This window comes from Streptomyces spinoverrucosus, from assembly GCF_015712165.1.
GTDB lineage: Bacteria > Actinomycetota > Actinomycetes > Streptomycetales > Streptomycetaceae > Streptomyces > Streptomyces spinoverrucosus_A.
The window spans coordinates 217,016-239,332 of record NZ_JADPZX010000002.1; the positions used below are offsets into that span (position 1 = coordinate 217,016).

Sequence of the window (22,317 nt, forward strand, 5' to 3'; positions counted from 1 at the left end):
TGTGACCACGCCTGAATACCCCGAGGACCTCGAGCGGCCCGGGCTCGTCAGGACCGGGCGGTCGACCTTCGTCAGGCCCGTCCGGCCCGAGGACGCCGACCGCCTGGTGGCCTTCGTCGGCAGCCTGTCCCGGGCCACCCTGGCCTATCGCTCGCTCGGCCCGGTGGTCCGCGCCCGCGACGACGTCATCCGGCGCGGCGCGCACGTCGACTACCTCAATGAACTGGCCCTCGTCGCCCTGGCCGGCGACGAGATCGCCGGGCTGGTGCGGTACGTCCGTGACCCGGAGGATCCGGAGCACGCCGAGGTCACCTTCACCATCCGGGACGACCATCAGAGCGAGGGGTTCGGCCGGCTGCTGCTCGAGCACATCGCCGCCGCCGCACGCGCCCGCGGCATCCGGGTGCTGGAGGCCGACGTCCTGGCCGACAACACCCGGATGATCAACGTGTTCTTCGGCTCCGGCTACCGGATCGAGACCGGTCCACCCGGCCAGATCATCCACTTCGAGATCGCCATCGACCCGCAGACTCTCGCCGTCGCCCGGGCCGAGCGCCGGGAGCAGACCGCCGTACGGCGCTCTCTGCGGCCCCTGCTCGAACCACGGTCGGTGGCGGTGATCGGGGCCAACCGCAGCCCCTTGACGATCGGTCACGAGATCGTGGCCAACCTGCTGCGCGGCGGCTTCGGCGGCGACGTGTACCCGGTGAACCCGCGGGCCGAGCGGGTCGCCGGGACACGGGCGTACGCGAGTATCGCCGAGTTGCCCGAGCCGCCGGAGCTGGCGCTGGTGGCCGTACGGGCCGAGGCGGTGCCCGAGGCCGTACGGGAGTGCGCGCAGGCCGGAGTGAAGGCGGTGGTCGTCGTCTCCACGGGCTTCGGTGAGACCGGACCCGAGGGCAGGGCGACCGAGCTCGAACTGGCCCGTTCCGCCCGCTCCTCCGGTATGCGGCTGGTGGGCCCGAACTGCATGGGCGTGGTCAACACGACGCCCGCCGCGCGGCTGGCCGCGACCTTCTCCCCCGCCCTGCCGGCGCCCGGCCGGGTGGCGATGTCCAGCCAGTCCGGGCCGCTGGGGCTCGCCGTGCTCGACTTCGCCCGGCGGCTCGGGCTCGGCTTCTCGGGGTTCGTGTCGGTGGGCCACGCCGTCGACGTCTCGACCAACGATCTGCTCCAGTGGTGGGAGGAGGACCCGGGGACCTCGGTGATCCTGCTGCACGTCGAGACCTTCGGCAATCCGCGCCGGTTCGCCCGGATCGCCCGCCGGATCGCGCCGCGCAAACCGATCGTCGCAGTCCACCCCGGCCCCGCCGACTCGGCGGTGAGCTCGCTGTTCGCCCAGTCCGGCGTGATCCGTACCCGCAGTCTCCAGGAGCTGTTCGACGTCGCCCTGTTGCTCGCCCACCAGCCGCCCCCGCCCGGCGACCGGGTCGCCGTGATCACCAACGCCGGCGGGCCCGCGGCGCTGACGGCGGGCGCGTGCGCGGCGAGCGGAATGCGCGTCCCCGCACTCGGCGAGCGCACCCGGCAGACACTCCGCGCGGCCCTGGCACCGCACGCGGACGTCTCGAACCCGGTCGACCTGACCCCCAGGGCCACCGCCGCGCACTACCGCGAGGCGCTGGACGCGGTCCTGGCCGACGACGATGTCGACGCGGCCATCGTGCTGTTCATGCCGCCGCTGGCGGACAAGGCCGACGAGGTGGCGTCGGCGATCCTCGACGCGGCCGCCGCCCGCCCCGACAAACCGGTCGTCGCCAGCTTCCTGGCCGGCGCGGGCGTCGCCGAACTCCTGCACCGGGGCGACCTGGTGGTGCCGACGTACACGTTCCCCGAGGCGGCGGCCGGCTCCCTCGGACACGCGGCGGCCTACCAGGCCTGGCGCAGCACCCCGGCCGGCGTCGTGCCCGACCTCCCAGGAGTCGACGTCGAGCGGGCACGCGCGCTGCTGGCGGGACGCCCGCCCGGCCCGGTTCCCGAGCGGATCGCCACCGAAGTACTCGCCTCGTACGGAATCGCCGTACGCGACACAGAACCCGGTCCCGGCCCGGACGCGTTCCTCTCCGTCTCCTCCGACCCGGTGTTCGGGCCGGTGGTCGCCTTCGGCCTGACCGGGGACTACGCCGACCTCATGGCGGACGTCGTGTACCGGGTCACGCCGCTCACCGATCGCGACGCCCGCGAGATGGTCCGCTCGCTGCGGGCGACTCCCCTGCTGGAAGGCCGGGGTGTGGAGTTCGCGGCGCTGGAGGAGACCGTCCTGCGGATCTCGGCGATGGTCGAGGACCTGCCCGAGATCGAAGCGCTGGACCTGCGGCCGGTGCGGCTGCTGTCGCCCGGGGACGGGGTGGCCGTAGCGCACGCGACGATCCGGGTCTCGGCCAACGCAACGGGAGGGACTCACTCATGAAGGTCGGCATCTACTTCGACCTGCGCAACCCGCCCGAGTGGCAGCGGAGTTGGTCGCGGGTGTACGGCTTCGCGCTGGAGATGTGCGAGGAGGCGGACCGGCTGGGTCTGGACTCCGTCTGGTTCTCCGAGCACCACGGCTTCGAGGACGGGTATCTCCCCCAGCCGCTCACCATGGCGGCCGCGGCCGCTGCCCGCACCCGCCGGGTGCGCCTGGGCACGGCGGTCATCCCCGCTCCGCTGCACGCGGCCCCGGAGATCGCCGAGCAGGCCGCGGTCGTGGATCTCATCAGCGACGGCCGCCTGGACCTCGGCCTCGGCACCGGCTACCGGGTCCCCGAGTACCGGCTGTACGGCGCCGACCTGGGCAGGCGCTACACCACGACCGACCAGCGGGTACGGCAGATCCGCGGTCTGTGGGCCGAATCGCTGGTCACTCCCGGCCCGGTCCAGGACCCCCTGCCGATCTGGCTCGGCTACCAGGGTCCGCAGGGCGCCCGGCGGGCCGGCCGGCTCGGCACGGGCCTGCTGTCGCTCAACCCGGCGCTGCTGGCGCCGTACCTGGACGGGCTGGCCGAGAGCGGACACGACGGGTCGGCGGCCAGGATGCAGGGCTCGTTCACCACGTTCGTCACCGAGGATCCCGAGGGCGACTGGCCGGTGGTGCGCAGACATCTGGCCTACCAGTGGGACAGCTACCGCCGCTACATGGTCGAGGGGACCGACCAGCCGGTCCCGCGCCCCATCGATCCCGAGAAGTGGCGGGAGAAGGGGCTGAACGCGACCGGGTTCGGGCAGTTCCTGTACGGCACCCCGCAAAAGACGGCCGAGGCCATCAGGGCGTATGTGGCGGGGCTGCCGGTCGAGGGCGTGTTCCTGTGGGCCTCGCTGGCCGGGATGCCGGAGGAGATGGTGGCCCGGCAGGTGCAGCTCATCGCCGGGAAGCTGCGGCCGCTGCTTGCCGATGTCTGAAGCGAGGAGGCACACGATGTCCACGACGCCTTGGGCGGGGGCGGATTTCCAGGAGCCGCCGCGCACACCCGGCGGGGTGGCGCTGTGCGGGGCGTGCCGCGGCGCCGGTTCCTGCCGGCTGGGCGTGCGGCGCGAGCGGCTCGGCGAGGACGGCGTGGCGTCGTTCGAACTCGCCTGCCCGCGTGACCAGGAGGGCGGGCCCGAGGTCGCGCACGGCGGCTGGACGGCGGCCGTGCTGGACGACTGTCTCGGCCATCTGCCTCTGCTGCACCGGGTGTTGAGCGTGACGGCGGAGTTGACCGTGAGCTTCGTCAAGCCGGTGCCGGTCGAACGTCCGCTTCAGGTGCGGGCCTGGGTGGAGAAGCGGGAGGGCAGGCGCTGGTACATCGCGGGCGAGATGGTGCTCCTGCCGACCCGCGCCGTGCTGGCCCGGGCCTCCGGGATCTGGGTGACCCGGGACCGGGGCCATTTCGCACGCCATCAGCAGTGGCTGGCCGCGCAGGACGGCGGGACTCAGTAGGAGCGCAGTCCCATGCTGCGGGCGATGCCGTTGCGCTGGATCTGACTGGTGCCCCCGGAGATCGTGGCCACGATCGACTCCCGGTACCGGAAGCTCATCACGCTCTCCGTCGAGAAACCGTGCCCCGCGAGGACCTGCATCCCGAGCCGGGCGGCCGCCACATAGGTCTCGGACCCCTTGAGCTTCGCCATCGAGCCCTCCCGCGTGCACGGCTTGCCCTGGGCGAGCAGCCAGGCGGCGCGGTAGGCGAGCAGCCGGGCGGAGTCGATCTCGGTCTGCAGGTCGGCCATGGCGTGGGCGAGTGCCTGGAAGTTGCCGATCGGACGGCCGAAGGCGTGCCGGGTGCGGGCGTACTCCAGCATCTCGTCCAAGGTGGCCTGCGCCGCTCCCAGGTATCCCCCGCTGATGATCACCTTCTCCAGTTCGATGTTGGAGAGCATGACCTTCCAGCCTTCGTCGCGCGGGCCGACGAGGTTCTCCTTGGGGACGAGGGCGTCGTGGAAGAAGACCTCGTTGGTGCCCAGGATGTGCCGGGCCAGCGTCGGGGTCCGGCGTATCTCGACGCCCTCCGTCGCGGGGTCGACGAGCAGGAGGCTGATGCCGCCGTGCTTGGGCTCCCGGGGGCCGGTGCGCACATAGGTCGCGATGGTCGTGTCGGGCAGGCCGCCGCCGGTGCACCAGGCCTTCTGGCCGCGCACCAGGAAGTGGTCGCCATGGTCATCGGCGGTGGTGCGCAGCGCCGCGGCATCCGATCCGCTGTCCGGCTCGCTGAGGCCGACGGCGAGGCGGTGGCGCCCTGTCATCACCAGGTCACGAATAAAGGCACGCTGGGCGTCGCTGCCCCATCGGAACACGGTGATGCCGGGGATGAGCACGCCGATATAGCACATGGCGACGTCGAAGCTGGCCCGCCCGAGCTCCTCCGCGATCAGGATGAGCTCCAGCGGACCGCCGCCGTCGCCGCCCTCCTCCTCGCTGAACGGGAGCGAGAACCACCCCAGCTCGGCCATGCCCCGGAACAGTTCGGGCGGCACGACGCCCTCCTCGTCCCACCGCTTGGCCTTCTCGGCCGGGCACACGTCGGCGACGAACTGCCGTGCCGTCGCGCGCAACAGATCCTGCTCGTCGGTCAACCCGAAGTCCACGGCCACTCCTCGTCAGCACATGGGGATATTCATCTATCTAATTATTCTATGTTAGCGGATAAGGCGGCGGCTGGCAGGAGGCCTGCGGGGAGAGGCAACGGACCAAGGGGCCGTCCCTGGCCGCGTCGACAGCCCTGCCGTTGCGGGGTGCGGGAGACGAGAACGCCTCGTCCGCGACAAATGGAACAGGCTCAGCCGGCAAGCGGGTCGCCGACGGGCGCGCCGCGCTTGCTCCCCCGGCGAGGCCGCACGCGGATCGCTGACCCCTAGGGCCCGACTGCGCGTGTTCCCAGGCCTCAGTTTCCTGCCAGACCAGGCGACAGTCGCTGTCCGATCGGCCTGAAGATGACCGAGTTCAACGGAGCGTAGTCAGCGCCAAGTCAGCAGGGGAGCGATGAAGTCGGGTGATGACATGGGCTTTCAGTCAGCACCGACCAAGCCCACAAGACGGCCCTCCTAGCACTGACATAGGCGCAACACGCACACCCCGCCCCCGAACTATGTAGCCCCACCACATGTGCCCCTGACCTGCAAATTCCTACCGTGTGCGCACACACACCCGTCCCCACCGCACACGAGGAAGTGGCGCACATGGCCTCCCCAGCAACCGCTCCCCCATCCCCGGGCAAACTGAAGCGCATCGTCGCCGCGTCCCTCATAGGCACCACCATCGAGTGGTACGACTTCTTCCTGTACGGCTCGGCGGCCGCGCTGGTGTTCAACCAGCTGTTCTTCCCGGAGTCCGACCCGCTCGTCGGCACGCTGCTGTCGTTCCTGACGTACGCCGTGGGCTTCGCGGCCCGGCCGCTCGGTGCGCTGGTCTTCGGGCACTACGGCGACCGGCTCGGGCGGAAGAAGCTGCTGGTCCTGAGTCTGCTGCTGATGGGCGGCGCGACCTTCGCGATCGGGCTGCTGCCCACGCACGCGACGATCGGCAGCGCGGCGCCCGTGCTGCTGACGGTGCTGCGGCTCGTGCAGGGCTTCGCGCTCGGTGGTGAGTGGGGCGGTGCCGTCCTGCTGGTGTCGGAGCACGGGGACGCGCGACGCCGTGGCTTCTGGGCGTCGTGGCCGCAGACCGGGGCGCCCGCGGGGCAGCTCCTCGCGACCGGCGTGCTGTCCTTCCTCACCGCCGTCCTGTCCGAGAGCGCCTTCACCGGCTGGGGCTGGCGCATTCCGTTCCTGCTCTCCGGAGTGCTGGTGATCGTCGGGCTGTGGATCCGCCTGTCCGTCGACGAGTCGCCCGTCTTCCAGAAGGCGCTCGCGCAGGCCGAGGCACGCAAGGCCGACAACGCGGCGCAGGCCGAGAAGATGCCGCTGGTCGCGGTGTTGCGGCACCACTGGCGTGACGTCCTGGTGGCGATGGGCGCCCGTATGGCCGAGAACATCAGCTACTACGTCATCACCGCCTTCATCCTCGTCTACGCCACCACCTCCGCCGGCGTCTCCAAGCAGACCGCCCTCAACGCCGTGCTCATCGCGTCGGCCGTGCACTTCGCGGTCATCCCGCTGTGGGGCGCGCTGTCCGACCGGATCGGCCGCCGTCCCGTCTACCTGATCGGCGCGGTGGGCGTCGGCCTGTGGATGTTCCCGTTCTTCTCGCTGATCGACACCGGCGGCTTCGGCAACCTGATCCTCGCGGTGACCGTGGGCCTGGTGCTGCACGGGGCGATGTACGCGCCGCAGGCCGCCTTCTTCTCCGAGATGTTCGCGACCCGGATGCGCTACTCCGGCGCCTCCATCGGCGCCCAGTTCGCCTCCGTCGCGGCGGGCGCGCCGGCCCCGCTGATCGCCACCGCGCTGCTGGCCGCCTACGGCAGCTCCACGCCCATCGCCCTGTACGTGATCGCCGCCGCGCTCCTCACGGTCGTCGCCGTGGCGGCCGCCAAGGAGACCCGCAACCGGGATCTGGCCGACGTCGGGCCCTCCGACACCACGCCGTCGGCGTCCCGGGCCGCGGACGCGCACACGGTCTGATGCCCAGCGCTGACCCCTGTACGCGCCCTCGCGTACAGGGGTCAGTCGCGTATCGGCGTCGCCAAGCGGTGCAGCCGCAGGGCGAGTTGGATCTCCAGGGCGCGGGACGGGGTCTGCCAGTCGTCGCCCAGGAGACGGGCCACGCGCTCCAGGCGCTGGGCGACCGTGTTGACGTGGACGTGGAGTTCGTCCTTGGTGCGGGCCGGGCTCATCCCACAGGCGAAGTAGGCCGCGAGCGTGCGCAGCAGATCCGTGCCGCGACGTTCGTCGTACGCCACCACGGGGCCGATGGTCCGGTCGACGAAACCGGCGATGTCCCGGTCGCCGGCCAGGAGCAGGCCCAGGAAGCCGAAGTCCTCGGCGGCGGCCCCGTCGCCACTGCGGCCGAGCAGCCGCAGGGCGTCCAGGCAGCGCCGCCCCTCCTCGTAGGCGGCGGCGACGGTGTCGGGGCGGGCGGTGAGGTCCTCGACCGGCGCGGAGGCGCCGACCGTGACCGCTTCGTGGACGGCCGTGCCCAGCTGCCGTGCGGTGCGGCGGGCCAGGTCTGTCGCCGTGGCACCGGCGTCGAGGGGCAGCAGCAGGACCGTGCCGCCGTCGCGGGCGGCGGCCAGGCCGTGCCGAGTGGCGGCGAGGTGGGACGCGGCGGACCACAGGCGCCGGCGGGCGTCGGCCTCCTGGTCGGCGTCGGCCGCGGGCCCGTCGAGGCGGGCTGCCAGGACGACGTGGGTGGCGTCGAGGTCGGCGTGCAGCCGGGTGGCGCGTTCGCGCAGCAGGCGGGGGTCGCGGTCGCGGGCGTCGAGCAGGTCGTCGAGGAGTTCGCCCCTCACGCGTTGTTCGGCCTCGGCGGCGGAGCGCCGGGCGAGCAGCAGCAGCGAGGTGACCATCGCGGCGCGCTCCAGGGTGCGCTGGTCGACGGGGTCGAGGCCGGGGTGGCCGCGCAGCACAAGCGCGCCGAACAGTTCACCGCCCGCGGCGACGGCGGCGATCCAGTCGTCCTCGTGCCGTACCGCGCGGCCTTCGGTGCGGAAGGCCTCCAGGGCCTGCGCCGGTGCGGCCGTGGCGTCGGTGAACTCGACGGTGCCGTCGAGGACTTCGGAGACGGCGGCGGCCACGTCGTGCACCCCGCCGCCGCGCAGCACCAGCTCGGCGAGCCGGTCGTGCACGTCGGAGGCGCGTTCGATGACGGCGCTGCGGTCCCGGATGATCTCGTTGGCGTGCTCCAGGTCGGCGAGGGCCGAGCGGGTCTCGGTGAGCAGGTTGGCGGTGTCGATCGCGGCGGCGGCCAGGGCGGCGAAGGAGCCGAGCAGCGCGATCTGCTCGCGCTCGAAGACCCGCGCGCGCCGGTCGGCCGCGAAGAGCACGCCGATCACGTGGTGCCCGAGCATCAGGGGCACGCCCAGGATGGCGACGAGGCCCTCGTCCCGTACGCCCGCGTCGATGGTGGCGGTGTGCTGGAATCGATCGTCCTGGAAGTAGTCGTCGGTGACGTATGGCCGGGCTGTCTGCGCGACCAGGCCGCCGAGGCCCTCCCCCATGCCGAGTCGCAGCTGCTGGAAGCGGGCCGCGACCGAGCCCTCCGTCACCCGCATGTAGGTGTCGCCCCGGTCCGGGGCGTTCAGGCTGAGGTAGGCGACATCGGTGCCGAGCAGCGACCGGGCGCGCTGCACGATCGCCTGGAGCACGGCGTCCAGGTCGCGCAGTCCGGCCAGGTCGTGGGCGGTCTCGAAGAGCGCCGACAGCTCGGCCTCCCGGCGGCGCCGGCCCTCCAGCTCCGAGCGGACGCGCAGCGCGAGCAGCTTGGCGTGTTCGAGCGCCGCGATCCGCTCGGCCGGGCGGCCCTGGGCGCGGGCGAGCAGCACGGGCTGCTCGTAGGCGTCGGCGGGCGCGCCCCGGGCCAGCAGCTCCAGGAACGGCGCCTCGGCGCCGTACGAGGGCGCTTCGGGGTCGCCGGTGGGGCGCTCGGCGGACTGCACGTGATCGCGGGACATGGTCACAGGATTCCTCATCGCCGGGCCGCCCCGTCAGCCCTGTGGAAAACTCCGGGCTCCCCGAGCCCGGGTCGAACTAGTGCGCGGTCCAGCCGCCGTCGAGCACGAGCGACGTACCCGTCATGAAGGATGCCTGCGGACCGCACAGATAGGCCACGGCCTCGGCGACCTCCTCGGGTTCGATGAGCCGCTTGACGGCGCTGTCCTGCAGCATCACCTCCGCCAGGACCCGCTCCTGCGGGATGCCGTGCGCCCGGGCCTGGTCGGCGAGCTGCTTCTCGACCAGAGGCGTGCGCACATAGCCGGGGTTCACGCAGTTCGAGGTGACGCCGTGGGACGCGCCTTCCAGGGCGGCGGTCTTGGACAGGCCCTCCAGGCCGTGCTTGGCGGCCACGTACGCCGCCTTGTAGGGCGAGGCGCGCAGGCCGTGCACGGAGGAAATGTTCACGATGCGGCCCCAGCCCTGCCCGTACATGTGCGGCAGCGCGCCGCGGATGAGACGGAACGGCGCCTCCAGCATCACGGTGAGCACGGTGTGGAAGACGTCCGGCGGGAACTCCTCGATCGGGCGCACCAACTGCAGCCCGGCATTGTTGACCAGCACGTCCGTGCCGACCGCCGCGGCTTCGGCGGCGTCCAGGTCGGTGAGGTCGAGGACATGCGGTTCGACGCTGCCCGGCAGGCCCGCCGACCGCTCGGCGAGCGCCTCCAGGCCGGCGTCGTCCCGGTCGACCGCTCTGACCTTGGCGCCGGCGGCCGCGAGCCGCAGGACACAGGCGCGACCGATACCGCCGGCGGCACCGGTGACGAGGGCCGTGCGGCCGCCGAGATCGAGCGTGGGGGCGTGGGGGCCGGGAAGGGCATGGGACGCGGTCATGGGATTGACCCTAGGCAGCTCTCGGCTCCCACCCCATGTGGTCAGCCGCCATACTTCATTCGAAAGTCGTGGCGTCGAACCATGTGGGTGCATCCGACAGGGACTGTTTGATCCGCAGCAGCCCGAACTCGTTGAGCTCCGGAAGGGCGTCGACGTCGAACCAGTCGACGTCCAGTGACTCGTCGTCGTTCACCCGCGCCTCGCCGCCGACCGCCCGGCAGCGGAACGTGATGTCCATGTACTGGCAGGTGTCGCCGTTGCCGTACGTGACGGGCTTCAGCGCCTGGACCAGCACCACCCGCTCGGGCAGGCAGCGCACCGCGGTCTCCTCGTGGACCTCCCGCACCGCGCAGGCGGCCGGCTGCTCCCCGGGGTCCGGGATGCCACCGATCAGCGACCACCGCCCGGTGTCGGAGCGGCGGTTCAACAGCACTCGGCCGTCGTCGTCGAAGACGACCGCGGTGACCCCGGGGAGCCAGAGCAGCTGATGTCCGGCGGAGGCCCGCAGGGTGCGGATGAAGTCAGGAGTAGCCATGGGGCGACCCTAACGGGCGGCTTCCGTGGTCCCGGACGCGTTCCGGGGGCGTACGGCGGGCGTATCGCTACACGTCATCCGTGCGCCGCCCGCGCGCGCCGGCGGCGATCGCCCAGCCGATGCCGCCCGCCGCGACCAGCACCAGGGCGATCTCCGGCAGGACGCCGAGCCGGGTGGCGGGGGTCAGGGAGGAGCGCAGCGGCACCTCCTGGACCAGCGAGTCGGCGACGAACATGCCGGTCCGCTGGGTGATCGTGCCGTCCGGCAGGATGATCGCGCTGACGCCGCTGGTCACCGGTACCGCCACCGTCCGGCTGTGCTCGACCGCGCGGATGCGGGACATGGCGAGCTGCTGGTAGGTCATCTCGCTGCGGTCGAAGGTCGCGTTGTTGCTCGGCACGGAGATCAGCTGCGCGCCGTCGGTGACCTCGGAGCGCACGGTCCAGTCGAAGGCCGCCTCGTAGCAGGTGACGAGACCGACCGTGGCGCCGTCCATGTCGAACACACCCGGCTCGCTGCCCCGGCTGAAGTCCTGGCGGACCATCGACGTCCAGCTCTCGTTGATCATGTCGAGCAGCGGGCGCAGCGGCAGGTACTCGCCGAACGGCTGGATCTGCCGCTTGTCGTAGGTGTCGACGGGCCCCTTCTGGGGGTCCCAGAGGATCTGCTCGTTGAGGAGCTTGCCGTCGCGTTCGACGACACCGCCGACCGAGATGGGCACACCGATCGCCTTGGCGGCACCGTCGATGACCGCGTAGGCGTCGGGGTTGGCGAAGGGGTCGATGTCGGAGGAGTTCTCCGGCCAGAGCACGAAGTCCGGCTTGGCCACCTTGCCCGCCTCGACCTCGGCGGCCAGGCGCTGCGTCTCGCGCGCGTGGTAGTCGAGGACGGCCCGCCGCTGGGAGTTGAAGTCGAGGCCCGCGCGCGGGACGTTGCCCTGGATGACGGCGACGGTGGTGGTGCCGTCCTCGGCCTTGTCGCTCACCAAGGGGCGGGCGGCCAGGGCGCCCACCACCGGCACGGCCACACTGAGCAGCGCCACGGCCGCCGCGCCCCGCCCTACCACGCGTGTGCGTCGCGCCCGGAGGCTCAGGCGTACGACGTCGTACAGGCCGAAGCCGCACAGGACGACCGCGAAGCCGAGCACCGGGGTGCCGCCGACCGCGGCCAGCGGCAGGAAGACACCGTCCGCCTGCCCGAAGGCGATCTTGCCCCAGGGGAAGCCGTCGAACGGCACACGCGCGCGTGCCGCCTCACCGGCGATCCACACCGCTGCCGCCCACACGGGCGAGCCCGGCAGCTTGGACACCGCGGCGACACCCACGCCCACCAGGGCGACGAAGACCGCCTCGATCGCCACCAGGGCGAGCCACGGCCCGGGACCGACCTCCACACCGGTCCACACCAGCAGCGGCAGCAGGAAGCCGAGGCCGAAGAGGTAGCCGAGGCCGAGGGCCGCCTTCCAACCGCGGCCGCGCAGCACCCAGCCGAAGACGGCGAAGGCCGGCAGGGCCAGCCACCACAGAGTGCGCGGCGGGAAGCTGATGTAGAGGAGCACTCCGGAGAGCGCTGCGGCGGCGGCCGGAACGAGACGGCGCAGCCACCGCGCGGCGCGCGACTCGGGCGCGGTTCGCGGGTGCAGGGCGTCCGACTCGTCCACGGAGGTTGCGGTGACGGTCACTCCGGGAGTGTACGGCGGCCGGCTCAACAGCCGACAACATGGTCGGAACGCTCCCGGCCCGCCCGTGCCACATCGTTTCTGCACAAGTCGGTGCCACGCATCCACAAATCACCCACAAGCCGTTACCGTGTGCCCGAGCCCAGGTCGTGCGGCGGGACGGCCGGGCCCGGCACAGGTCGGGAAGCGGCCGGTTGCGGGGGACGGGTGGGGTCCACAGGAGTGACGTCGGTGGCCGGTGCGCAGGCCGACGGCGGAAGACGGAGCGCCTCCGACGCGGCGGGTGTGATGGTGCTCGGCGCCTGCGCCCTGTGGGCGCTGATCACGGCGGCCGTGCACGGCGGGCGCCCGGAAGGCGTGCTGCTGGCGGTGCTGGCCGTGGCCGCCGGTTACGCCGCGGGCCGCATCTGCGGAGCCCTCGCGCCGGTCGCCGCGCCCTTGACCGGGGCGCTGGCCGGAGTCGGACTGGCGATCAGCGTTCCGCACCTCGCGCCGGGGCCGCAGCCCGGCGTGCCACTGGGCCACGCCGGCGCCACCGCCGCCCTCCTCGCGCTGTCCACCGGCGCGGCGTGCTGCGCCGCCCGGGCCACGGCCGTACCGGCGCTGCGGCCGGCCCTGTGGGCACTGGCCGCCGGGATCGTCGCGACGGCGGCCGTGCTCGGCACCACCGCCGGGGTCCTCGCGTGCGCCGCGGTGCTGCTGTGCTCGCTGGCGGCCGGCCGGATGGGCCGTCGAGGTGCGGGCCTCGCGGGGCTGGCCGCGGTGGCGGCGGTGGTGACCGGTCTGACCTGGGCGATCGCCGGCGGTGCACTGCCCGAGGGGCTCGCCGCCTCCCTGGAGGGTCCGCTGACCCGGCACCGGGTGGAGCTGTGGCAGGACGCGCTGGCGCTGGCCCACCAGGACCCCGCCCTGGGCGTCGGTCCGGGGCGCTTCGGGGAGCTCAGCGCGACCTCGGTCGCGTCCCCGCTGTCCGACGGCAAGCCCCACTCCGCGCTGCTGCAGCAGGCGGCCGAACAGGGGGCCATCGGGGTGGCACTGCTCGCGGCGGCCTTCTGCTGGGTGCTGTACGCCCTGTGGCGCACCGCGCGGCCCACACCCGTCGCACTCAGCGCGGGCGCGGCACTGACGGCGCTCGCGGTCATCGCCACGGTGGGCAACGCGCTCAGTTTCACGGCGGTGTCGGTGGGCGCCGGGCTGCTCGCGGGGCTGGCCACGGCACGCCCGCTGGCGGAGGAGCCGACGCGGCGGGAGAGCGTCGTACCGGGTGACCGGCGGCTGCCGTGACCTGGGACCTGTCGTTTGGATCATGCCGGCGTCGCGGGGCCCCGGGCGGGCCGCCCCGCGACCTCAGCGCACCGCCCCCGGCGTGGTGGGCCGCAGCCGCTCCTTGATGATCCGTACGGCCGTCTCCGCGTTGTCCACGGTGACCGTGAACGTGTGGCCGTCCCACAGCCGCAGCGCCACGCCCTCACCCCGCCGTACGACGACCGCGGTGCCCTTCTCGGGCCGCCAGCGGTAGCCCCAGCCGCCCCATTGCCGCGGGGTGACGTGCGGGACGAACTCCGCGCCCACCACGTGCGACAGCGGGATACGGCGGCGCGGCACACCGATGTGGCCGCAGCGCACTTCTAGGCACTCCTTGTCCACCCGCAGGGCGACGTGGACGAAGGCGAGGGTGCCGAACAGGACCAGCAGTCCGGCGGCGATGCAGCCGACGACCGACATCACGAGCGGTGCGAGGCCGTCCTCCGTCCACGCGGAGGCGACGGCCAACTCGATGCCGAGCGCCAGGCAGGCGGCACCGACCAGCGCCAGCAGCCACTGGACCCGGTTGGTGGCCCGGCCGGTCCAGACGTCGGGAGGCGGGGTGTGCTCGCCGCGGGGGTGGTCCCTCATACCATCGAGACTACTCAGGTTTCGCTGAGCGGGTACCGGGTCGCGCACAGTTACTGGCCGGGCGGGGCTCGGCGCGGACTGAGGGCTTCCGTTCAGTTGCCGACGGTCACAGAACCGGGCTGGCGGCCGTGAGCAGGCGGCCTTCCTCGTAGGTCAGGGCAGCCGCGGGCAGCGCGCCCTCGCGGCCGCTCAGCAGCACCGTCACACTGCCGAGCGGGGTGGCGCCGGGCTCGGGACGCGCGCCGATCCGGCGCAGTGCCTGGGCGGCCACCGCTCCGGCGGAGCCGTGCAGAACGAGCGGGGGCAGGCCGGGGCGCTGCACGGCGGCGCGGATGCGTTCGGCGACCAGTTCGTAGTGGGTGCAGCCCAGAACGACGGTGGTGACGTCGTCCGGGGTCAGCTCGGCGGCAGCGGCGACGGTGGCGTCGATGGCCGTCTCGTCGGCGCGTTCGACCGCTTCCGCGAGCCCCCAGCACGGCACCTCGGTGACGTCCACGCCCGCGGCGAAGTTCTCGATGAGTCCCCGCTGGTAAGGGCTGCCGGTGGTGGCGGGTGTGGCCCAGATCGCGACGGGGCCGCCGCCGGCCGCGGCCGGCTTGATCGCCGGGACCGTGCCGATGACCGGCAGCGCCGGTTCCAGGCGGGCCCGCAGGGCGGTCAGGGCGTGCACGGTCGCCGTGTTGCAGCCGACGATGAGGGCGTCGGGCCGGTGCCCGGCGGCCGCCTCGCCGACGGCCAGGGCGCGCTCGGTGAGATCCTCCGGCGTGCGCGGCCCCCAGGGCATGCCGTCGGGGTCCAGGGAGAGGACGAGATCGGCGTCGGGGCGGAGGCGCCGTACCGCTGCGGTGGCCGCCAGCAGACCGATTCCGGAGTCCATGAGCGCGATCTTCACCCGGCCACGATAGACGATGGGCCACTTGCGGCCGGTCCGGTGGGGCAGACTGCGCGGGTGAGCGCCTTCCTGTGGATCGCGGGCGGATCCCTCGCCGCCTGGCTGTGGCTGCTGCTCTGTCAGGGCTTCTTCTGGCGTACGGACGTTCGGTTGCCGCACCGGACGGAACCTGTTGTCTGGCCGTCCGTGGGTGTCGTCGTCCCCGCGCGCGACGAGGCCGCGGTGCTGCCGGCCAGCCTGCCGTCGCTGCTCACGCAGGACTATCCGGGGCGGGCCGAGGTCTTCCTGGTGGACGACGGCAGTACGGACGGCACCGGGGAGCTGGCGCGCGAGCTGTCGCGTCGGTACGGCGGGCTGCCGCTGACGGTCGACTCGCCCGGCGAGCCGCCCGCGGGCTGGACCGGCAAGCTCTGGGCGGTGCGGCACGGCATCGGCCTCGCACGCGCGCGTGCCCCCGAATACCTGCTGCTGACGGACGCCGACATCGCGCACGCGCCGGACAGTCTGCGCGAACTGGTGGCGGCGGCAGGCACCGGCGGCTTCGACCTCGTCTCCCAGATGGCGCGGCTGCGCGTCGAGAGTCTGTGGGAGCGGCTCGTCGTGCCGGCCTTCGTCTACTTCTTCGCACAGCTGTACCCGTTCCGCCGGATCGGCCGGAAGGGGGCGCGGACCGCCGCCGCGGCGGGCGGCTGTGTGCTGCTGCGCACCGAGGCCGCCGAGCGGGCGCGGATCCCCGACGCCATCCGGCACGCCGTCATCGACGACGTGGCACTCGCGCGGGCCGTCCGGGGCATCGGCGGCCACCTGTGGCTGGGACTCGCCGAGCGGGTGGACAGCGTGCGCCCCTACCCCCGACTGCACGACCTGTGGCGCATGGTCGCGCGCAGCGCCTACGCCCAGCTGCGGCACAACCCCCTCCTGCTGGCCGGGACGGTCGCGGGGCTCGCGGTCGTATACCTCGTGCCGCCGCTGGCGCTGGTCGTGGGCCTGGCTCTGGGGAGTACGGCGACCGCCGTACTGGGTGCCCTGGCATGGCTGGTGATGACGGGGACGTACCTGCCCATGCTCCGCTACTACGAGCAGCCGCCGTGGCTCGCTCCCCTCCTGCCGTTCACCGCGCTTCTCTACCTCCTCATGACGGTCGATTCCGCGGTGCGGCACTACAGGGGGCGCGGTGCGGCCTGGAAGGGCCGCACCTACACGCGTCCGGACACCGTCCCCGACGAGGGATGAGTCCCAGAAGGCCTCACTTGCGACCGGGCGTCCAGTTCATGCCCCACCCGTAGGCCTGGTCGACGGCGCGCTGCATGCTCACTCCGCGGTCCGGCACCAGGTAGCGGGCCTCGCGCTGGACGACCAGGTCTCCGCCGGTGCTGGTGATGAGCGCGAGCGCGCACACCGGCGAGGGGACCGTGCACTCGTCCAGGGAGAACTCGATCGGCGCGCCGAACTGCGGATGCAGGGTGACCGTGGCGTGCAGGTCGGCGAAGGAGTTGGCGCCCTCGTAGATGGTGACGAAGACGAGGATCCGCCGGAATGCCTGCTTGTGGTCGAGGTTGATGGTGAGGTTCTCGCCGCTCTCCAGGGCACCGGTGCGGTCGTCGCCGTCCAGGTGGATGTACGGCGGCCGGTGCAGCGACCCGAACGTGTTGCCGAGGGCCTGTACGACGCCCTTGCTGCCGTCGTTGAGTTCGTACAGGGCGCCGAGGTCGAGGTCGAGATCCGAGTGCCGGGCGACCGCACGGCCGCGCTTGCCGCCCCACCCGGAGAACTGTTTGCGCACCTGCCAGTTGAGGTTCACGCGCATGGCGCCCGACGTTCCGCCCTGCTTGGTGAGCGAGACCGACGGGGAGGCCTTGGTGAGCGTGACCTTGGTGAGCTGGACGGGAGCAGGCGGTGTGGGCGGCGGCGCGGTCGTGGTCACCGGCGGCGCGCTGGGCGCCGTGTGCTGCGGCTCGTCCACCGTGATGCCGAAGTCCGTGGCCAGGCCCTCCAGGCCGCTGCTGTATCCCTGGCCGACGGCGCGGAACTTCCAGGCGCCCTGGCGCCGGTAGAACTCACCGAGCACGAAGGCCGTTTCCACGGTCGCGCCCGCGCTGTCGAACCGCGCGACCACCGTGCCCTTGGCGTCCTTGACCTCGATGTACAGGTCCTGCACCTGTGCGAACGTCCCACCGTCCGCCGACGCGGCGAGCACGACCGTCTCGACCGCGGGCTCCACGCGCGCGAGGTCGACGAGCAGGGTGTCGACGACCCGGCCACCGGCATCCCGCTTGCCCTCGTGCCGGATCGCTCCGGAGGAGTGCTGCGGCTGGTTGTAGAAGACGAAATCCGCGTCCGAGCGGACCTTTCCGCCCACCAGCAGCAGCGCCGAGGCGTCCGTGTCGGGCACGCCCGGTCCGGAGCGCCACCCCAGTTCCACCCGCAGCGCCGTCGTCGGCACCGGGACGTTCGATCCCTTCGGCATTGACATGTCCGCCCCCATCACCTGTCACCACGCCAGGTCGCGTCCCGGCAGCCCATCGGGTTCTCTCTGCGTTCCAACCTATTGCCCGCGGCGTCGAACGCCCATCAGGTGCGCGGAAAGACGAGTGGCCAACCGCCGGTAACCCCCTGGGAACTGAGCTTTTACACGATGACAACGCCGCTTGGTGCCCCTTTTTCCCAAGTTCGCTCGCATTGGGGATCCCACGTCACCGCGGACACGGAAAACAACCCTCTTATCGGTCTCCCCAACCAGCACATCGTGGGCTTAACTTATGTGCCATGACCTCCCCCCGCTCCACCTATGGCGGCGGCTACTACTCCGCCTCCTTCCCGGACACCCCGATCTACGACTCGCTCGTGGCCGAGCGGGGCACCCCGCAGATCGCCCCGATCCGGGTCCCCGCCGCGTACGACACGCCGGGCAGCCACCTTCCCGCGCTCCCGTCCGCGCTGCCCGCCCTCCCGGCGGCCCCCTCCCAACCCGCCTACGGCTACCCCCAGGCGCCGCAGCCCGCTCCGCTGCAGCAGGCGCCGACCGCGTACATCCCGCAGCAGGCCGCCGCACCGCGCGGTTACCCCGGCCCGCAGCCGCAGCAGCCGCGCCCCGCGGCGCCCGGCGGCACGGGGTACGAGGCGATGCGCCCGGCGGCTCCCCGGCCCACCCCGGCGCCGTACCAGGACCCGTACAACAACCAGCAGTACCGCGGCTACTGATCTCCCCTGTGGCCCTCGCCGCCGCCTGGCACGATGGCCACATGGGGAATGCTGAGCTGCACTCGATCCACGTCCATCCGGTCAAGGCGTTCCGGGCCCTGGCGCTCCGGGAGGCCGTCGTGGAGCCCTGGGGGCTGGCCGGGGACAGACGCTGGGTGCTGATCGACGACGGGGGAAAGGTCGTCACGCAACGCCAGCAACCGCGCCTTGCGCTGGCCGCCGCCGAGCTCCTGCCCGGCGGCGGCCTCCGGCTGTCCGCGCCCGGTCTCGACCCGCTGACCGTGCCCGCCCCGGAGCCGGCCGGCACGGTCACGGTGGACATCTTCGGGGACAAGGTGGAGGGGGGCCTCGCCGACGACGCCGCGCACGCGTGGTGCAGTGCGTACGTCGGTGCGGGCACACGTCTGGTCCACATGGACGACCCGGCCACGCGACGGCCGGTCGACCCGGACTACGCGCTGCCCGGCGAGACGGTCACGTTCGCCGACGGCTTTCCCCTGCTGCTCACCTCCGTCGCCTCGCTCGACGCCCTGAACTCGCTGATAGCCGAGGACGGTCTGGCCGCGGAGGGCCCACTCCCGATGAACCGCTTCCGGCCGAACGTCGTCGTCGCGGGAACCGCGCCCTGGGCCGAGGACGACTGGAGACGCATCGCCATCGGCGAAGTCGAGTTCCGCGTCGCCAAGATGTGCGGCCGGTGCGTCGTGACGACGACCGACCAGGGCACCGCCGAGCGCGGCCGGGAACCCCTGCGCACCCTCGGGCGGCACCGCCGGATCGGCGGAAAACTGATCTTCGGCCAGAATCTCGTGCCCCGGTCGCGGGGCACGATCCGGGTCGGTGACCCGGTCCGCGTCCTCGAATGAGCGAAATCGCCGGGGAGTGCGGTCGGCGGGAACCCCGAAGCGGGAGCCGGGCGTTGGGCTTTTCGTGAGTCGTTCATGAAAGGCCCGGGGGCACAGGTGATGTCGCTCTCTCTTTGACCCGGACCGCGTGTGCACGGCTCCGCCGGGGGTTGTCATGGAGCGGGAAGGGGGTGCGGGAGATGCGCGCTGTTCGCGGCCTGTGGCGCTGGCGGCACAATCCGCTGCGCCGCACGACCGATCTCGTGGAGGCCTGGGTGGCCCTGGCCGCCCTGCTGCTGATACTCCTCGTCGCGCCCGTGATCGGCTCCCTGGCCGGCTCCGCCGCCCAGGACAGCCTGCGGCGGTCCGTCCGAGAGCAGCGGGAGTCCCGGCACCTGGTGACAGCCACCGTCGTCCGGGAGCTGCAGCGTTCCACGCTTGCCGCCGATCCCGAGTCGGCCTCGCGGGACAGCCGGACGCGCGTGCTCGCCCACTGGACCGCCCCGGACGGCACCGAGCACAACGGCTCGGTCCTCACCCGCCTCAAAGCCCCCGAGCCGGGCGACCGGTTCGCGATATGGACCGACGAGCAGGGACGCACGGTCGCCCGCCCGCTGGACCCCGCCACGGCGACGACGCACGCCGTGCTCGCCGGATTCGGCGCGGCACTGCTGACCGCGTGCCTGGTCGAGGCCGGCAGACGGCTGATCGTCTGGCGCATGGTCCTTCGCCGGTACGCGCGTTGGGACCAGGCATGGGACCGGGCCGGCCCGGACTGGGGCAGGACCGGCACCGGCAGCTGACAGCCTTCCGGCTCCGGTCAACCGGGCGTCCGCGCGCACGCTACGGTGGACCGGCCGAAGCCAAGTTCGGCATCACCGGCTGTGTCGCCCCGAGGGCGAACGAGCCATCAGTACGACCGAGGTGGGGGCACAACAACGCCATGGCACAGGGCACGGTCCAGGTGACGCACGCTGGCACATCGCGGTGGCGGCGCCGCACGGGTGAGTACACATCGCTCGCCGCCGCCCTGGAGGCCGCGGCCGACGGTGATGTACTCACCGTCGCCCCGGGGACCTACCGGGAGAACCTCGTCGTCCAGCGGGCGGTGACCCTGCGCGGACCCGAGGGCTCGCCCGGCTCCGTGCGGATCGCGCCCGTGGACGGGGTGCCGCTCACCGTGCGCGCCTCCGCGGTGGTCCAGGACCTGCATGTGGAGGGCCAGGACGCGGCCGCGCCCGCGCTGCTCGTGGAGGAGGGCGCGCCGGAGCTGACCGACGTGCGGGTCGTCACGCGGTCCGCCGCCGGCATCGAGGTGCGCGGGAGCGCGCGGCCGACCGTGCGGCGGTGCACCGTCGACAACCCGGCGGGCATCGGGATCGCCGTGGTCGACGGCGGGGCGGGGTGTTCGAGGACTGCGAGGTCGTCGCGGCCGGACAGGCAGGGGTGGCGGTGCGCGGGGGCGCGCATCCGCGTCTGGAGCGCTGCCGGGTGCACCACGCCGCCGGTTCGGGCCTCACCGCGACCGGTGAGAACTCCGCTCTGGAGGCGGTGGGTTGCGAGGTTTACGAGGTGAAAGGCAGCGGTGTGCAGATCACCGGCCGGGCCACCGCCCATCTCACCGACTGCGACGTGCACCGCACCACGGCCGACGGAGTCACCCTCGACACGGACGCCGTGCTCACCCTCGCCGACTGCCGGATCCACGACATCCCCGAGAACGCGGTCGACCTGCGCTCCCGCTCCGTGCTGACACTGACCCGCACCAGCGTGCGGCAGTTCGGGCGCAACGGCCTGTCGGTGTGGGACCCGGGCACGCGCGTGGACGCCAACCAGTGCGAGATCTTCGACAGCACCGGCGACTACCCGGCGGTGTGGGTCAGCGACGGCGCCACGGCCGTGCTGGACTCCTGCCGGGTGCACGACGTGCCCGACGCGCTGTTCGTCCTGGACCGCGGCTCGCGCGCGGACGTCGTCGACAGCGACCTGTCCCAGGTGCGCAACACGGCCGTATCGGTGAGCGACGGGGCGACCGCCCAGCTCGACGACTGCCGGATCCGGGACGCCGCGACCGGCGCCTGGTTCCGCGACCACGGCAGCGGCGGCACCCTCAACAACTGCACGCTGGACGGCACCCAGACCGGCGTGATCGTCACCAAGGGCGCCGACCCCACCATCGAGCGGTGCACCGTCGACTCCCCCAGCGAGGCCGGTTTCTACGTCTCGGCGGGCGGCCGCGGCAGCTTCCTCAACTGCCGGGTGCGGGGCAGCGGCGGGTACGGCTTCCATGTGCTCGACGGCTGCCGTTCGACGCTCAGGAAGTGCCGTACGGAGCGCTGCGCGCGCGGCGGTTACGAGTTCGCGGACGGCGGCCCCGACGCCGAGTCGGGCACGGGACCGGTCGTCGAGGACTGCACCAGCGACGAGAGCGCGGGGCTGCGCACGCCCACGGCACCGCCCGAGCCCGCCGTGCAGACGGCCGGTCAGACGCCGGGGCTGCTGGGCGCGATCCCCGGGCAGCGCACGACCGAGCAGGAGCCGCTCGTCGCCGCCGCAGAGCCTCGGACACCGGCCCGGACCTCCAAGGCCGTCCTGGGTGAACTGGACGCTCTGGTGGGCCTGGAGAGCGTCAAGCGCGAGGTGCGGGCCCTCACCGACATGATCGAGGTGGGCCGGCGCCGGCAGCAGGCGGGCCTGAAGGCCGCGTCGGTCAAGCGGCACCTGGTCTTCACGGGCTCCCCCGGCACCGGCAAGACCACGGTCGCGCGGCTGTACGGCGAGATCCTCGCCTCGCTCGGCGTGCTGGACAAGGGCCACCTGGTGGAGGTGTCCCGGGTAGACCTGGTCGGCGAGCACATCGGCTCGACCGCCATCCGCACCCAGGAGGCGTTCGAACGGGCGCGTGGCGGCGTGCTGTTCATCGACGAGGCGTACGCGCTGTCCCCTCAGGACGCGGGCCGGGACTTCGGCAAGGAGGCCATCGACACGCTCGTGAAGCTGATGGAGGACCACCGGGACGCGGTCGTGGTGATCGTCGCGGGCTACACGGCCGAGATGGAGCGCTTCCTGTCCGTCAATCCCGGGGTGGCGTCTCGCTTCTCACGCACCATCACGTTCAGCGACTACGGTCCCGAGGAGCTGCTGCGGATCGTGGAGCAGCAGGCGGAGGAGCACGAGTACCGGCTGGCGCCGGGCGCCGCCGAGGCCCTGCTGAAGTACTTCACGGCGATCCCGAAGGGCCCCGCGTTCGGCAACGGCCGCACCGCGCGGCAGACCTTCGAGGCGATGGTGGAACGGCATGCGAGCCGGGTCGCCCAGCTCGACGAACCGAGCACGGACGACCTGACCCTGCTGTACGCCGAGGACCTGCCCGACCTCGCCTGAG

17 protein-coding genes and 1 pseudogene are annotated in these 22,317 nt (G+C 72.7%); 10 read left to right on the forward strand and 8 right to left on the reverse strand.

Annotated elements, in window-relative coordinates:
• The first annotated feature begins 1 nt into the window (after position 1).
• The 3 genes from I2W78_RS36295 to I2W78_RS36305 are packed head-to-tail and all read left to right on the forward strand — an operon-like array spanning position 2 to position 3,901.
• Positions 2–2,410, forward strand: a complete 2,409-nt coding sequence (locus I2W78_RS36295) for a bifunctional acetate--CoA ligase family protein/GNAT family N-acetyltransferase (protein ID WP_196464996.1) — start codon at positions 2–4, stop codon at positions 2,408–2,410.
• Positions 2,407–3,381 carry an LLM class flavin-dependent oxidoreductase gene (locus I2W78_RS36300; RefSeq protein ID WP_196464997.1) on the forward strand — a complete coding sequence of 325 codons (975 nt, stop codon included), beginning with the start codon at positions 2,407–2,409 and terminating at the stop codon, positions 3,379–3,381. Before I2W78_RS36295 ends, I2W78_RS36300 begins: the two co-directional genes overlap by 4 nt.
• A 16-nt stretch (positions 3,382–3,397) precedes the next feature.
• On the forward strand, positions 3,398–3,901 hold the full coding sequence (locus tag I2W78_RS36305; protein WP_230886988.1) for a PaaI family thioesterase: 504 nt from the start codon (positions 3,398–3,400) through the stop codon (positions 3,899–3,901).
• Here I2W78_RS36305 and I2W78_RS36310 read toward each other — a convergent pair.
• A complete protein-coding gene (locus I2W78_RS36310) occupies positions 3,895–5,046 on the reverse strand; it encodes an acyl-CoA dehydrogenase family protein (RefSeq protein WP_196464998.1) in 1,152 nt (383 codons plus the stop codon). The two genes, I2W78_RS36305 and I2W78_RS36310, sit on opposite strands and share 7 nt — an antisense overlap.
• A gap of 591 nt (positions 5,047–5,637) precedes the next feature.
• On the opposite strand from I2W78_RS36310, the gene I2W78_RS36315 reads away from it, so the two are divergent.
• Positions 5,638–7,020, forward strand: coding sequence for an MFS transporter (locus tag I2W78_RS36315; RefSeq protein ID WP_196464999.1), 1,383 nt, complete (start codon positions 5,638–5,640; stop codon positions 7,018–7,020).
• A gap of 41 nt (positions 7,021–7,061) precedes the next feature.
• Here the strand turns inward: I2W78_RS36315 and I2W78_RS36320 are convergent, their stop codons facing one another.
• The 4 genes from I2W78_RS36320 to lnt all read right to left on the reverse strand — a co-directional run bounded on the left by I2W78_RS36320 (position 7,062) and on the right by lnt (position 12,101).
• Positions 7,062–9,008 carry a helix-turn-helix domain-containing protein gene (locus I2W78_RS36320; RefSeq protein ID WP_196465000.1) on the reverse strand — a complete coding sequence of 649 codons (1,947 nt, stop codon included), beginning with the start codon at positions 9,006–9,008 and terminating at the stop codon, positions 7,062–7,064.
• Positions 9,009–9,084: 76 nt separating this feature from the next.
• Complete coding sequence (locus I2W78_RS36325; RefSeq protein WP_196465001.1) at positions 9,085–9,885, reverse strand: 3-hydroxybutyrate dehydrogenase; 801 nt, start codon at positions 9,883–9,885, stop codon at positions 9,085–9,087.
• Between the two features lie 55 nt (positions 9,886–9,940).
• The gene (locus I2W78_RS36330) at positions 9,941–10,420 is read right to left on the reverse strand and encodes an NUDIX hydrolase (RefSeq protein ID WP_196465002.1); all 480 of its coding nucleotides are present in this window, start codon (positions 10,418–10,420) and stop codon (positions 9,941–9,943) included.
• A 67-nt stretch (positions 10,421–10,487) separates the two neighbouring features.
• Positions 10,488–12,101, reverse strand: a complete 1,614-nt coding sequence (gene lnt, locus I2W78_RS36335) for an apolipoprotein N-acyltransferase (RefSeq protein WP_196465003.1) — start codon at positions 12,099–12,101, stop codon at positions 10,488–10,490.
• 285 nt (positions 12,102–12,386) lie between these two features.
• Here lnt and I2W78_RS36340 point away from each other — a divergent pair, with 285 nt between their 5' ends.
• Positions 12,387–13,382, forward strand: coding sequence for an O-antigen ligase family protein (locus tag I2W78_RS36340; RefSeq protein ID WP_196465212.1), 996 nt, complete (start codon positions 12,387–12,389; stop codon positions 13,380–13,382).
• A 63-nt stretch (positions 13,383–13,445) separates the two neighbouring features.
• Here I2W78_RS36340 and I2W78_RS36345 read toward each other — a convergent pair whose 3' ends face one another.
• Together I2W78_RS36345 and I2W78_RS36350 are read right to left on the reverse strand one after the other, a co-directional pair.
• Positions 13,446–13,994 carry a hypothetical protein gene (locus I2W78_RS36345; RefSeq protein ID WP_196465004.1) on the reverse strand — a complete coding sequence of 183 codons (549 nt, stop codon included), beginning with the start codon at positions 13,992–13,994 and terminating at the stop codon, positions 13,446–13,448.
• A 106-nt stretch (positions 13,995–14,100) separates the two neighbouring features.
• Entirely contained in the window at positions 14,101–14,886 is a 786-nt protein-coding gene (locus tag I2W78_RS36350) for a glutamate racemase (protein ID WP_196465005.1), read from the reverse strand.
• Positions 14,887–14,925: 39 nt separating this feature from the next.
• Between I2W78_RS36350 and I2W78_RS36355 the strand changes: the two genes are divergently transcribed.
• Entirely contained in the window at positions 14,926–16,119 is a 1,194-nt protein-coding gene (locus I2W78_RS36355) for a glycosyltransferase (RefSeq protein WP_196465006.1), read from the forward strand.
• A 13-nt stretch (positions 16,120–16,132) separates the two neighbouring features.
• On the opposite strand, the gene I2W78_RS36360 is transcribed toward I2W78_RS36355, so the two are convergent.
• On the reverse strand, positions 16,133–17,353 hold the full coding sequence (locus tag I2W78_RS36360) for a TerD family protein (protein ID WP_196465213.1): 1,221 nt from the start codon (positions 17,351–17,353) through the stop codon (positions 16,133–16,135).
• 299 nt (positions 17,354–17,652) lie between these two features.
• Here I2W78_RS36360 and I2W78_RS36365 point away from each other — a divergent pair, with 299 nt between their 5' ends.
• From I2W78_RS36365 to I2W78_RS36380, 4 genes and pseudogenes are all read left to right on the forward strand, one after another.
• Positions 17,653–18,087, forward strand: coding sequence for a DUF6643 family protein (locus tag I2W78_RS36365; RefSeq protein WP_171109328.1), 435 nt, complete (start codon positions 17,653–17,655; stop codon positions 18,085–18,087).
• 41 nt (positions 18,088–18,128) lie between these two features.
• The gene (locus I2W78_RS36370) at positions 18,129–18,953 is read left to right on the forward strand and encodes an MOSC domain-containing protein (RefSeq protein WP_196465007.1); all 825 of its coding nucleotides are present in this window, start codon (positions 18,129–18,131) and stop codon (positions 18,951–18,953) included.
• A 179-nt stretch (positions 18,954–19,132) separates the two neighbouring features.
• A complete protein-coding gene (locus tag I2W78_RS36375) occupies positions 19,133–19,735 on the forward strand; it encodes an Rv1733c family protein (protein ID WP_196465008.1) in 603 nt (200 codons plus the stop codon).
• Between the two features lie 140 nt (positions 19,736–19,875).
• Positions 19,876–22,316 (forward strand): annotated as a pseudogene (locus tag I2W78_RS36380) (right-handed parallel beta-helix repeat-containing protein).
• The last annotated feature ends 1 nt before the right edge of the window (position 22,317 follow it).